This is a genomic window from uncultured Paraglaciecola sp., assembly GCF_963977085.1.
GTDB lineage: Bacteria > Pseudomonadota > Gammaproteobacteria > Enterobacterales > Alteromonadaceae > Paraglaciecola.
In genome coordinates this window covers 42085-56077 of the sequence record NZ_CAXBNC010000004.1, presented here as the reverse complement: position 1 = coordinate 56077, position 13993 = coordinate 42085, and the positions used below count along the sequence as shown (strand labels likewise).

Sequence of the window (13993 nt, the reverse complement as noted above, 5' to 3'; positions counted from 1 at the left end):
TTGCCAAAACCTATCAAATGCCCATTTGAAGTGTCCTTGCAGACTCTAAAATCATAAACTAACCTAAATATCACAGTCGACAACTTGTGATTTCATTATGCCAACGATTCAATCTTCAGATCTCATTGTAAATCAGAAAATTTCTGCAGCAGCACCTGATGCATTGCTCAATATCACTATTGATAGTCAAAGCCCCCTGCAAACTGGAAGTTATGAATTTCAGTTGGTGGTGGTCGACGATTCTGGTAACAATTCAAATCCGGCGACAGTTAAGATAACAATTGCAGACGACCAAGCTCCCACTGCTGTCATTGACGCTCCTAGTCGGGTCGGTTTTGCCAAGGATTTTTCTTTAAGTGGTCAACGTTCAATAGATATAGGAGGAGAATTGACTAAATTCGTATGGACACTAATAAAAACCCCATAAGATTAGAATTGAATAAAGCTTTCAGTTCAACTCATCCCGATATCTTAGTAAGTGGTTTAGTTAGCGCTGGTGAATATCAATTCCAACTAGTCGTCACTGATCAAGCCGGAAATTCTAGTCAAGCTGCAATAGTGAGCATAATTATTGAGCCACCACTGACATTTTGGCACAAACTACAAAGCTGGATAGCCAAAACCCTGAGATTGTTAAATCTACGACTTAAGCGAAATTAAACCCGCCATTTTAAATCAACAACCTCGTTTCTATCCCATTGACCAATTATTCCGATTCTGGACAGACATAAATTTAATTATTTGCGAGCGACTAAAGTTACTTCAAGTGTCTTTATTTTGTTAAAAGTGCATCGTAGACCAAATAGCCATTATAGGAGCAATAAATGGCTAGTAAGAAAATACCTTCTTTCCTAAAAATCCTGCTCCCCTTGCCAAAACCACATACCATTACTAGTAAAATTAGAGTTAATGCAAGCATGACTGGCCAGTCACGGCTCATAACTTCGGATGGAATCAAGGATATTGGCGCAATTGCTCCGGTAAGTCCAACCACTCCAAGAATATTGAACATATTAGAACCGATGAGATTACCAATAGCGATGTCGTGATTGCCTTTGCGAACTGCTGCAATAGTAGTGGTTAATTCTGGCAATGAAGTACCTACAGCAACAATAGTCAATCCAATAACTAAGTCACTGACTCCAAGAGCTGAAACAATTTCAACAGCCCCCCATAAAAGTAATCGAGAACTACCAATAAGCACAACTAAACCAACAATAAGCCAGACTATTTCACGGCGAATAAGTATTGGAGAGGACTGTAGATCATCAGAAAAGTCTAGGTCTGAGGCGTCACAACGGTGCCCCATTGCTGCAATAACTGACCATATTATTATCAGCGCAAATCCAGTGAGTAGCAAATAAGCATCAAAGGTTGATAAAACATCATCAAAAAATAAATATCCAGAAAATAGCATTATAAATATTAGAAGGGGCAATTCATTTTTTATGATTTTTGAATGAATGGTGATAGGGCACAGAACCGCTGTTATACCCAAAACGAGGCTAATATTGGTAATATTCGAACCTATCGCATTTCCCAGAGCTAGCCCTGGAATACCATCAATTGCAGCCATAGCAGAAACGACCATTTCTGGAGCTGACGTCCCAAAACCAAGGATGAGGATACCTATGAGTAATGGAGGTAGTTTAAAGTGTTTGGCTAAAACAGCAGCTCCATCAACAAAATGGTCTGCACTCCATACCAATAAACTAAGACCTATAATTATTGCCAGTGAAGCTAAAAACATTTAAAACACCTGCCAAGTAAACATATTTAAAAAAAGTGAGATTTCAGAAGAACAAATCAACATTGGAGAGCTGGAATTAATAAAACGTTAATTCATCAAGCTTGTTAGTAGCTCTTGTTTTTGTCGTTCCACTTTTAATTTGTTCTCAATCATAATCCGTGCAGTTTCTGAAAATTGTTCGGCAATGTCTTTGAATGGTATTTTATTTGTTGCAGTTAACACGTCCAACTCTTCATCATTTATGTATTTGTGTCCATACATAGCACCTAAAATTACGCCAGCCATGACACCAATGGAGTCCGTGTCTCTTCCAGAATTAACTCCTCCAATAATGGTCTGTCTAAAGTCTCCGTCATGTAATACCGCGTAGGCAAGTGCAAAAGGTAATTCCTCAATAGCGAACAGTCGGCTTGGTACGTAATGATTTGACGGCACACCTATCTTTTCTATTTTTCGACTGACATCATCAGCCATAGGTGAATAGGGTAAAATTGTTTTTTGGAATTCAGCGACCACTAACCCATGATCATCTTTTTGGCTTTTTAGTTGCCGCGCTTTTTCACACATATCTTGTATAGCCATTTTAGTGCCATCTTTCGCCAGCGATAAAGCTGTTGCTACAATGTCTTCAATTACAACACCAGGTTCAAATGCTTTAGCAACACAAGCGGCTAATACACCTGCTGCTTCAAGTCCATAACTTGCCTGATGACCACTGGCAAAGTTAATAGCCTCATCATAAGCAGCCTTTGGATTGCAAGCATTCACTATACCAATAGGGGCGATATACATAGCGGCACCACAATTTATCATATTGCCGATCCCTCCTTCTCGTGGTTCGCAATTAGCTAGTGCATGACGCTGAAATATCCATTTTTCAGGATAAAAGAGTCGTTCTATAATGTGATCTTCCCTGCCTAATTCTGGAATATAAGTTTTCTTAAATGCTATTTCTTTAACCATTCCATCAGCCATATCCCAAGCATCAAGTGGACGTTTCACATCGTTATAAATATTCATAAGGGCGATGGTCATTAAGGTGTCGTCGGTGATAATGCCGTAACCTCTTTGACGGTTATTACGCATTGAAGCTGACCAATCTGCTTTATGCCAAGGCATTAATATGGTTTCAACTCTTCCGTACTTCTCTGAAATTTGCTCGTAAGTAAGCTTTTCAATAGTGGCGCCAATAGCGTCACCAAACGCAGTGCCATAAAGCACTCCTTTTACTCTATCTAAAAAGCTCAGCATATTTTTCTCCAAATTCGTCATTTAAAAGGGGGTAATTGTTTAAGGTAGGTACCAGCTAAACATCCAAAATAATATGTTTTTAACTGTCCAGTGTATTTTGCCAAACGTAAAATTTGTCTTCATTTGACTTGTTTTTTATTTTTTTGCTTAACTAGTAAGCACCAGTAACATAAGTTATTTAGGTATTTTTTCTTTCCAGCGTTGTTTCTCCATACTAAAAATGAGTTGTTGCTGTTGAGGTAGTTTGTAGAAACTGATTTATCTGCTGGTGATCGGGCGCAGCATCTTGCGCCAAAGGCTTAATTACAGACAGTGCGGCGGCAGCTGAGGCACGCAGCACAGCTTCAGTGAAGGACAGTTTTCGCGCTATTGCTGTGGCTAAAACGCCATTAAATACATCCCCCGCGCCAGTTGGATCAAGAGCTTCTACTATAAAGGGGGGAATAAATTGCAGGGTATTATTAGACGCAATGTAACTTCCTTTTTCTCCCAATGTAATAACGACCTGTTTAACCCCTTCGGACAACATAATATTTGCAGCTTCAACAACACCATCGTTCCCCTTAACATCAATACCAGTTAGTTCCGCTGCCTCAGTTTCATTAGGCGTAACAATATCGGCAAGTGAATATAAGGACTTTGCATAGTCGGCAGCAGGTGCGGGATTAAGAACAGATAAAACATGGTACTTGCGAGAGAGTTCCAAAGTAGCTTTTACCACGTCAGCTGGTATTTCTAACTGAACGATGACTACATCTGCCTGACTAATAAGCGCTTCAGCCTTGTAAACATCTTCAATAGTCAGCTGGGAATTGGCACCAGGTGCAACAGCAATAATATTCTCTCGTTGATCAGTTACCAATATTGAGGCGGTGCCGGTAGATTCGTTTTCAATAGAACGAATATTGTCGGTATTGATTTGATGTGATCGCAAATAATTAAGCGCATCGCTGGCAAATAGGTCATCCCCAATGCACCCGATAAAACTTACATTTGCACCGTCTTTAGCGGCCGCAATAGCCTGATTAACCCCTTTACCTCCAATAGATAAAGTAGACTTTTTAGCCATCACCGTTTGATTTTTCAACGGGAAATCTGTGAGGTATGTTGTTAAGTCGCAATTGATACTGCCAACTACAATCACTTTAACTGGGAGGACTAAGTTGTCATTTTGAGTATTTTTCATTTAATTTTTGTCTTTAAAATAAGTTTAGAAAATGTAATCAGTTGAACTTCAACTAACACTTGAATTACGATTTTTACTCATTTGATTTTTGATCGATGTTTCTTCATAGGCGAAAACTCAGAGCCGACCATAATTAGCTTTCTTAATTTCTTGAATAAAGGCTTCTAACAATCGACTTCTAATCGAAGAGCGGGACCAGACCACTCCAATTCTTCTGGGTTCAAATGTAATGGGCAGTGATATTCGAGTAAGATTTAAGCCCTCTGGCCATGGCTTAGCCCAATCAGGTACAAGAGAAACACCTAATCCCCGGTCCACCATTACGGCAATCGCATTTAGCGCTGCTAATTCGCAACGTTCATTTGGTGTAATCCCAACTTGATTGAGGTATTGGTCTGCCAAGTCTCCCCCCCACAAATTTCGGTCATAACGAATGAAAGGCTGGGTGGAAAGTAATTCATGAGGATCTGTATTCTTCATACTCTCAGGGGCTAATACAATTAAAGGTTCCTCTCGAATCAGGTGCCAACAACATGTTTTGTAAAGTGTAAACGGGGCTTGCAATACAAACGCTGCATCTAATTGACCATTTTCAACAGAACGGTGTAAGTCGATGGATAAACCAGGCTGAATGGCGACACCAATCTGAGGAAAGTCTGCTACAACACTCGCCAAAATGTCAGGTAAAATCCCCGTCAATGCTGTGTTACAAGCGCCTAATTTAAGCTCCCCCCCGACAGAGTCATCAATGGCCATTGAACGTAGCTCGGCAACGTTTTGTATCACACTGCGCGTACGTTCGAGTATTCGAACACCTGCTTCGGTGACTGTTACTGTGCGTCCTGCGCGCCTAATCAATGGCGCTTCAATTTGACGCTCTAAGGTACGGATCTGTTGCGCCACACCAGCAGGGGTGAGATTAAGTTGTCTAGCAGCTGCAGCCATTGAACCGCAATCTACAACGGCAACGAAGGTTTTAAGAAACTTAGTATCCACTTATATCCCCCTTCATAAAAAATAGGTTGCAAAAATAGCTTATGGAGTTCACCTATTGCTCCACTGCTTGAACTTTAGACTTTTCCTGGTCCGCATAAATTGTTAATCCTTCCAGACGTTCTGGAGCGGGGAAAAACCAACTAGAAGTATATCCAACAACTATGCAGACGAAGACTGAAAGAGGCATATAAAAATAGGGGTGCACAAGATCAACTGTCCAAGCCATAAAGGTCACAATGAAACTAACAGTCACCCCCACAATAACGCCTTGCCAATTTGCACGCTTAGTAAACATCCCCAAAGTGTACGCACCAGCGAAACCACCTCCTAATAAGCCCCAAAGTTCAAGTGCGACATCGAGTAAAGAGTTAACATTATAACTTGCCAACAACAGCGCTAAAGCAATACCAATTAAGCCAGCAACCACTGTCACAACCTCGGCAAAGCGGACATTGGTCTTTTCATCGCTGGTTTCGAACCATTTCTCATAAAAGTCCACGGTTGATACTGTAGCCACACTATTCAAAATGCTGGACAGGGTTGACATTGCGGCCGCAAATATACCAGCGATGATCAAACCAGTAATACCTACTGGCAATTCTGCAGAAATAAATAATGGGAAGGTGGCGTCAAGAGACAACGAAGGATCCATTCGCCCAGGGTTAGCTTGATAAAATACATAGAGGGCAGTACCAATCAAATAAAACATGGCACTACCGGGTATCACAATTGCCGAAAACGTCCACATAGAGCGTCCAGCTTGTTTAGCGGAAGAAGTCGAAAATACCCTTTGCATTAACACTTGGTCTTTAGGGAAAGTAAGTACAGTGTCGAAAAAGACCAGAAACAAAAATCCCCATATTGTTGCGTCAGTTAAATTGAAACTAAAGTCAACCATTTTAAACTTGTCGTCTGCAAAGGCACTGGATATAAACTCGGCAGTCCCGCCATCAAGTTTCATTAAGATGAAAACAATGGCAAAAATAGTGCCTCCAAACATGACAAACAATTGTAAAACATCAGTCCAAATAACCGCTTTCATACCACCTAGTACCGTATAACCTATGGTTACAAAGCCCATAACAAGTATGCACATTGTTATATCAAGCCCAGTAACTGTGGATAATGCCAATGAAGGTAAATATAAAATAACCGTCATTCTTCCGCCCAACTGGAACACAATAAATAAAATACTGGAGATCACTCGAATAGACGGATGGAAGCGGGTTTCCAAGTAATGAAATACGGAGATTAAGTTGAGCCTGCGCAATAATGGCACTATCCAGATGGCAACAAATATTAATCCAAGAACAAGGATCATATTACTCATCAAATATTGCCAATTAGTGGCAAAGGCCTTTGCGGGTACAGCAATATAACTAATGGAGCTGGCATTCGAAGCGTAAATACTTATTCCTGCCGCCCAAAACGGAATTGAACGCCCCCCTAAGAAAAAATTAGATTCAGATGACTGTCCTTGTTTCAAATAGAAATATAACCCCATCCCCAACATCGCAATCAGATAAACCACTAAGATGACCCAATCCGTCAGCGATAATAGATTTTGTCTGGACTGCACTTGCGCCAGCCCTAATTGTGTTCCGTTTTGATTATTTTTTGATGTGACCCACAGAATTCCTTTTTCCCATCCAGTGCCGAACAAGGTGCCATGGTTGTCCCAACGTTTCAGTTCAGCCCATGCCCCAGTTATCGTTTGAAAGCTCATTAATTTTACGCTAGAAGCATCCACACTGCTTACAAGATAAAGCGTATGCCCTTGCCCCATAGGACGAGCTGTTCCTTCAATAACATTGCCTTGTAATGACGAACGCTCCTGCCATCCGTCTTTGGGCAGCCATTGCCACATTTGCTCTTCATTACTTGCCTCTTGTTTTAATGTAACTTGTAACCTATCTGTTTGAGCAATAACTGATGTAACAATTCCCTCCCCTGACCAAACGGGGTAGTTTTGCCATTCGGCATTATCTGACGATAAATCCAAAGCCAACATTTTCGAAGAGCCTTCTGCAGATGTGCCCACAACAAACAGTTTTTCATCCAAAATGCTTGCAGCAGCAAATTTAAATGGCTCGGGTAAGATAGGTATTGAATAACTCTGGGGGTGGTCAGAGGATCTAAAGGGCTCAACTCTATTTATCCAGCCTGTTGATGGGTCAGCCATTAGCAAATAAGTGCTATTTTCGCTAATGGCCGTCCCTTTCACTAAGCCACGAAGAAATATTTCTGTGTTGTCCCATTTATCTGTTGTTTGATCAAAACTCCAAATACTGCCGCTACTATCAACTGCTACCAGATTTTGTTGATATGTCCAAATTTTTGCTATTGCGACATCGGAAGGTAAAGGTTTCACATGTTCGATTGTGACGGCAACCAGATTTTCAGCCTTGACTCCAAGACTTACCATTAGCATGAAAACCAAGGTTAAAAATGGCTTTAGAGTTCTAGAAAAAAGAGCGAAACGAAGACCTGACACTTCACTTTTATTGGGCATAGTTTGGTTCATTTTGTACATCCTGAAATTCTTACCATTAAGTCGATTAAGCCGTTGTTTGGGGGTTTATGTAGCGCTTATATTCGGCAAGTACTGATTTAGCTCGCTGGATAGAAGGTAGATCAATCATTTTTCCAGCAACAGTGAAAACTCCAATACCTTCAATTTCAGCTTTTTCAGCCGCTTCAACAATCTGCGCTGCCAAAGCAACGTCTTCAGCTGCAGGGATAAACAGTCGATTCACTATCGCAACTTGATTCGGATGTATGCAACTTTTGCCGCTGTATCCTAAGCGACGTGCCATTTCTACCTCAGCGTGAAAACCTTGCATGTTGTTAATATCGGGAAATGCACCATCGTAAACTTTGATACCAGCTTCGCAGGCAGCTAGCCGAAGCGTTAACATGATAGAATGCACACTAGCTTTATCATCCCGATCGATTCCAGCTGAATCAAATAAGTCATTCAACCCTAGTTGCAGTCCAGCAACTCTTTTATGGGCGGCGCAGATTTCTGTTACGTTACGCAATCCTGTCGCAGTCTCTATATTAACAAGTAAAGGAATGGGGCTAACAATAGCGTTTTCCTGTTCGATTTTTTCAATCAAGGAAACCGCTGATAAAACATCTTTGGCTGATTCAATTTTAGGTAAATTAAGCATACTTAGATTGGGTCGAATAACCGCTGCCAAATCATCTTTAAAATAACGAGTATATATTCCGTTGCATCTAACTATTATAGTTTTGAGGCATGTAGACACTGCCTCAGACAACAAAAATTCGCTGATAATATCGCGGGCTTGAGCTTTTTTACTAGCAACTACTGAGTCTTCCAAATCTATAGATATTGCATCGGCAGGCCCGGCTAATGCCTTGTTAAATAATTCAGGTCTAATACCGGGAACAAAAAGCTTACTGCGCATAATTACCCTCTAATGCTTAACTAAAAAGATATATTTATTTTATTTTGATTGTTGTAAATGTTAACAATTGAGAATTTACATTTTCATTCAAAACTTTGTAAAACAAGTAACAGGGGGAAATTTAAGTTATTTTTAAAGTTAACAAAATAGTTCAATTCTATCTTCAAACCATACTTTTTGTTTCTTTATAATAAATATGTGACCCAAACTAGCTATTGACCACTGCTATCAATAAAACAGATCGCGTAGTCAATAACTGAATTATTGTTGGAAACAGTCGTTAGTAGCAGTATAAGTGGTTAAAAATCATCTACCTGACGAACAGCAGCATTTGATTTTTGGTTCGATGAACTTTGGATGACAGCAACTGTTCTGCTGGCTAAATCAGTAAACTGGGCATTATCAAACCCTCCCAAACTAGAGCGAATACGATTATTAAGCGGTTCAATCCATTTATAAGGCAATGCGGTGGCACCATTGATAATTCCTACTATGGAGCCCGCTGTGGCGCCATTGCTATCAGTATCCCAGCCTCCCATAACCACATTACATATAGTTTTTTCAAGATCACCGTTACCCACTAATAATGCTGCAACGGTCAAAGCCGCATTATTGATAGTATGTACCCAATGGTAGTGGCCAAAATGATGGTAAATTTCATCTACCACTTGCTCCCATTGCATTTCTTTGAGGGGGAGTTCCAGCACTATATTAATGGCTTTTGCAAAGCGAGATTCACTCGGAACACATGATAAAGCAGCGCGCACTAAGGTACGTATATCTGATTCATAAAAAGCTTCAGCAATCAGAGCGGCAAAAAACATTTCACCGTAGATACCGTTGCGTGAATGACTCAAACGCGCATCTCGCCAGGCAAATTCTGCTGCCCGTTGTGGCTTACCTGGAGAGATATAGCCCCATAGGTCGGCTCGAATTTGAGCGCCTATCCATTCCCGAAACGGATTAATATACAGACCAGACTCAGGTGCATTATGTCCCGCTAAGAGGTTAAAATACGCCACTCGTTCAGCAGTAAATAACTCCATCACTGGCAATTTTGCTAACCACGCCGTACCCAGATCTTCGCTATTAAAATTTTCACCATGGGTCTCGAATACGTGTAAATTTAACATAGTGTAATTAAGATCATCATCTTCGGGCATATATTGAATATTTTCCCTAAGACTGGCTAAACCACCACGTCTTTTCCATGGATATTTTCTCAAGATTTCGTCTGGCATCCCATTCTGGGTCCAATAATTATCCAATGGCCAAGTACCATTAGCTTCTAGCATTTTTCGTAACACAGGCCGTTGATATCGCTCCACAGGTTTACCAAGTAAACAACCTGCAGAGCGTCCCAACCACCCTCCCAGAATACGATTATAAAGTTCAGCTTCATTAAGAGGAGTTTGAACAGTTTCAGGAACAAAGGCTGGTTTCGCCGCATCCATAATCGCATTCAATTCATCAGGTTCAGTTAAAGATGGGGGATTGCTCTGTTTGTCTGTGGCCATCAATTCGATGAGCGACTGACGAGCATTCAGACTGGCCAACTCCAACGGCTGGCTCTGTATCTTTTTAAAAGCATTTGAAAGTTCGCTGGCATCGTCGCCTTGTTCTGTGCGTTGAATAATTTCAAACTCTAGCTGTTCTAGAGGATCCAAGTATCGAATAATCACAAAATTTCCTTAAATATATAAACAACAAATAATTGATAGTCATAATTTTTATGCCTTGTAGTAAACCAATAGGCATGAATAGGTTTACTTCACTACGCTATCATTTCGCAGTTTATTCCGTTGTAATTCGGTAAAGCCGAGCTGCTCCAATACAGCATCTGAATGTTGCCCAAACACTGGTGCAGCAAAAGGTTTAGGTCCTGGTGTACGGCCAAATTTAATAGCTCGGGTCATTCCCTGATATGTACCCACCAATGGATGTTCAAATGTGGTCATCATGTCTTCTGCCACAACCTGCTCATGGTTAAATACTTCTTCAATTTGCCGAGCAGCGGCACATGGCACGTCATTACCAAATAGAGTCTCCCACTCAATGGCTGTTTTATTCATCAATGCGGCTTGTAACAAAGGTACAATTTCTGCAGCATGTTCAGCTCTTTTACGAATACTATCGTAGCGCTCGGAAGCCGCTAACTCCGGAAGCCCAACTTTATTACAAAGAGCTTTCCAAAAATGTGGTGTATTAGCAGATAAATATATATACCCTTCTTTGGCTGGATGGATGCCGGTTATTCCTCCTGATCGGAAATCTCGTCCAATGTTAGCTGGCTCTCCTTCAGCCCAGACAAGCCTAGCTGATTGCATCGTTAAAGCACTGCGTAATAACGACACCCCAACATATTGCCCTAACCCACTGCGTTCACGTTCATATAAAGCAGATGAAGCGCCACCAGAGATTAATGCGGCAGCATAATAATCAACAACTGAACCGTTAACTATTTCAGGCGTTTTACCACGTATCCCTTGCATAGAACAAATTCCGCTCATCGCTTGTAATACCTGGTCAAAGCCAGCCTTGTTCTTTAATGGCCCAGTTTCACCATAACCAGTAACTACACAATATATTAGTCTGGGGTTTATCAAATTTAGGGTTTCAAAATCGATGCCGAGCCGTTCAGGTACGCCAGGGCGAAAGTTATGCACTAAAATGTCGGCCTTTTTTACCAATTTCATCAATATTTCATGACCTTCCTGACTTTTAAGATCTAGGACCAGTCCACGTTTACTGCGATTAATCCCAAGAAAACCTCTGTGTTCAGCTTCCAAGGTTGTGGGATATTTACGCATATTGTCTCCACTAGGAGGTTCAATTTTAATGACATCAGCCCCCTGATCCGCCAATAAGGTACAACCATATGGCCCTGCAATATATGCACTTAAATCTATTACCTGAACGCCACTTAGCGGTCCATCGGCTCCAGCTCTTGTTGATAAAGAATATTCTGGTTTAGAATTCATAAACTTCCTCCACTACTCCAATGAGAGAATAGTCAAAATTGATTACCCAATCAGATAAGTTTGTACGACTTTAAAGCGAGAATAAATAGAATGGTACTTTCATCAAACCATACAAAATGTTTATTCCCGTCATTCATTAAAACAAGCAACTAATCTCGATTAGTATCAACAACACAACGAAATCCGAGCATTCCAGATCTGTCTTTACAGGGCGCCATCAGTAAATATTTACCGTGTTGATCTAACTGATAGGCCTGTGGAAAATACCAATGAGATGTAGCTGGGTGATACGATGATCCTCCACGCAAAGCTGCTGCACGGGTATGTTCGTCGATAAATTCATTTGTCCATTGCCAAACATTTCCAACCATATCCATTACGCCAAATGGACTAGCGCCGGTTGGATGGGCATCAACATTGGCTGGAGGTAATAAATCTCTTTGATGATTGATTGCTGGCACAGCGTCAGCATCCCAACTGTTGCCCCAAGGGAACAAACGCCCATCTGTGCCTTGTGCTGCATATTGCCATTCCCATTCGTTAGGCAAGCGCTTATTTGCCCAAGTTGCATATGCTCTTGCATCTTCAATGGACACCCAAGTTACGGGTTTATTCTCCCAACCTTTTTGGGGTTTACCATCGAGCCAATCCCTCAAGAAGTTGAAATCATCTTGAGGGTGATAACCAGTCTCATTGACAAACTTAAAATAATCGGCATTGCTAACAGGATATTGATCCATAAAAAATGGTGAAATTTCCATGTAGTGATGATGGGCACGACGCGGCAAGTTTTCCCAAGGATACTGGAAGTCTAAGCCTGCCCACATGAAACCTTCAATTTCTATCCCACCGACCTTAAAATCAAAACCACCGCCAGGAATCGCAATCATGCCTTTAGGCGCTTCAGCTTTTGGTGCAGTTGCAGGAATATCTAGCATCTTTTGTTCGAGCGCTTTCCAAGCACCGGAATAGTGTTGCAACGGCTTAGCAGCTAACTGCTTCATTTGCTCTAAAAAGACCGTTAATCCATTAATACTATTATTTTCTTTCACCGCTAATACAGCGCCATATCCTTTAGACTCCATATCAAAATGTAATATTGCCTTTTCTTTGGATATTCTGGCTTTTAGCTCAACGCCATTCCAAATATCGAAATAACGCGAACCTGCCTGATGATTAACAACTAATTGCTCAGCAGATAATTCGTATTCATTACGATTGACCACAGTCCACAAGGTCATTTGTTCACTAGGAAACGCGCTTGCAAAGACACCTTGTTGCAGAGTTTGTGCATAGGGCTCCCAATTGGGGCTAACAAGCAAAGTGGAAAATTTTCGGAAAATAGTAGCGATACGACGCAAAGTTTCTCCGTCTCTGGGAGTAAATTGATTCCAAATCCCCCAAATGTTTTCCCAAGCGTTATAACCATGGCCATTAAAGAAAATATAGTGAAAATCATCGGTACGATTTCTCGCCCAACGGTTCTCGACATTAGTTAAATGTCTCGGTTCTAACCATTTTAATTTGCTCACTGCAGGTATAAAAGAGGTCGAGGCTTTTCCCCAAGTTTGGTTATTCCACATCAATGCTTCATCTGACAACGGCCAGGTTTCCGGTTGCAATACTACTGGATGACCGGTGTTATCTGAGGCGACTCTAAATGAATGGGGAACACTGAAATACGTATCGCCATTGATGCCATCAGCGTTCACTTCAGCAGCAAGTTCGGCCATTGCTTGCCAATCTGTTTTACCATTATCTCTGGTACCATTGTCCCAAGGCATAGTGGGCAAAAACACCCGCACATTACGGCGATGGAAATCTGCAACAACCTGCTTCAATCCTTCAAGGCCGCCTGGCAATGAATCAACTAAGTCATGTTGGCTGCGATCATCAATACCGATATTTGGATAAATGTACCAAAGCAAAACACTATCTATCCCACCAAATCGAGCTTCCAAGTCATCAAGATATTTATCTACCGTATACTGTCTTGCGACAGGATCATAAAAGTAACGGTCTTCAACCATCATTTGCGTATGAACATAGTTACTCTGTGACCAGAGTAGTTCCTCACGTTTATATTGGGCATCGTCATATCCCATTCTAATCAAATGCTCTTGGCGCCAAACTTTCATACCATGGCGCCACTTATCGACACCTGCATTTACGTCAATTTTCCACTCACCAATTTTATGAAATGGCCAAGGTGTTGGTTCGCCCGGTGTCGGTAAATGAATTGGTAAAGTATGGGGTTGTTCAAATTCAGCTATCTTCGGTTTTGGGGCCGGTATGTTGTACTTTTTATCAGTCATAGAAACTCATGCAGCTTATTGTGTGGACTCCGCGTAACTAACTGGAGTAACAGAATTATTTTAATAATATATCAGATATG

General features: G+C 41.1%; 11 protein-coding genes. 2 read left to right on the top strand and 9 right to left on the bottom strand.

What is annotated here, in order from left to right; genetic code table 11:
- The first annotated feature begins 97 nt into the window (after positions 1 to 97).
- The gene (locus AAC000_RS06070) at positions 98 to 427 is read left to right on the top strand and encodes a hypothetical protein (protein ID WP_339721004.1); all 330 of its coding nucleotides are present in this window, start codon (positions 98 to 100) and stop codon (positions 425 to 427) included.
- An 8-nt stretch (positions 428 to 435) separates the two neighbouring features.
- Positions 436 to 660 carry a hypothetical protein gene (locus AAC000_RS06065; protein WP_339721002.1) on the top strand — a complete coding sequence of 75 codons (225 nt, stop codon included), beginning with the start codon at positions 436 to 438 and terminating at the stop codon, positions 658 to 660.
- A 112-nt stretch (positions 661 to 772) separates the two neighbouring features.
- On the opposite strand, the gene AAC000_RS06060 is transcribed toward AAC000_RS06065, so the two are convergent.
- The 9 genes from AAC000_RS06060 to AAC000_RS06020 all read right to left on the bottom strand — a co-directional run bounded on the left by AAC000_RS06060 (position 773) and on the right by AAC000_RS06020 (position 13913).
- Complete coding sequence (locus AAC000_RS06060) at positions 773 to 1750, bottom strand: calcium/sodium antiporter (RefSeq protein ID WP_339721000.1); 978 nt, start codon at positions 1748 to 1750, stop codon at positions 773 to 775.
- A gap of 87 nt (positions 1751 to 1837) precedes the next feature.
- Positions 1838 to 3001: an ADP-ribosylglycohydrolase family protein gene (locus AAC000_RS06055; RefSeq protein WP_339720998.1), complete on the bottom strand. Its 1164-nt coding sequence runs from the start codon at positions 2999 to 3001 to the stop codon at positions 1838 to 1840.
- Positions 3002 to 3215: 214 nt separating this feature from the next.
- The gene (rbsK, locus tag AAC000_RS06050; protein ID WP_339720996.1) at positions 3216 to 4187 is read right to left on the bottom strand and encodes a ribokinase; all 972 of its coding nucleotides are present in this window, start codon (positions 4185 to 4187) and stop codon (positions 3216 to 3218) included.
- Positions 4188 to 4304: 117 nt separating this feature from the next.
- Positions 4305 to 5183, bottom strand: coding sequence for a LysR family transcriptional regulator (locus AAC000_RS06045; protein ID WP_339720994.1), 879 nt, complete (start codon positions 5181 to 5183; stop codon positions 4305 to 4307).
- Between the two features lie 52 nt (positions 5184 to 5235).
- Complete coding sequence (locus AAC000_RS06040) at positions 5236 to 7707, bottom strand: sodium:solute symporter (protein WP_339720992.1); 2472 nt, start codon at positions 7705 to 7707, stop codon at positions 5236 to 5238.
- Between the two features lie 34 nt (positions 7708 to 7741).
- Complete coding sequence (locus AAC000_RS06035; RefSeq protein ID WP_339720990.1) at positions 7742 to 8617, bottom strand: CoA ester lyase; 876 nt, start codon at positions 8615 to 8617, stop codon at positions 7742 to 7744.
- Between the two features lie 299 nt (positions 8618 to 8916).
- The gene (locus AAC000_RS06030) at positions 8917 to 10299 is read right to left on the bottom strand and encodes an ADP-ribosylglycohydrolase family protein (protein ID WP_339720988.1); all 1383 of its coding nucleotides are present in this window, start codon (positions 10297 to 10299) and stop codon (positions 8917 to 8919) included.
- Between the two features lie 84 nt (positions 10300 to 10383).
- Positions 10384 to 11598: a CoA transferase gene (locus tag AAC000_RS06025; protein WP_339720986.1), complete on the bottom strand. Its 1215-nt coding sequence runs from the start codon at positions 11596 to 11598 to the stop codon at positions 10384 to 10386.
- 149 nt (positions 11599 to 11747) lie between these two features.
- Positions 11748 to 13913 (bottom strand): SUMF1/EgtB/PvdO family nonheme iron enzyme, encoded by a 2166-nt coding sequence (locus tag AAC000_RS06020; RefSeq protein WP_339720984.1) that lies wholly within the window; start codon positions 13911 to 13913, stop codon positions 11748 to 11750.
- Between the last annotated feature and the right edge of the window lie 80 nt (positions 13914 to 13993).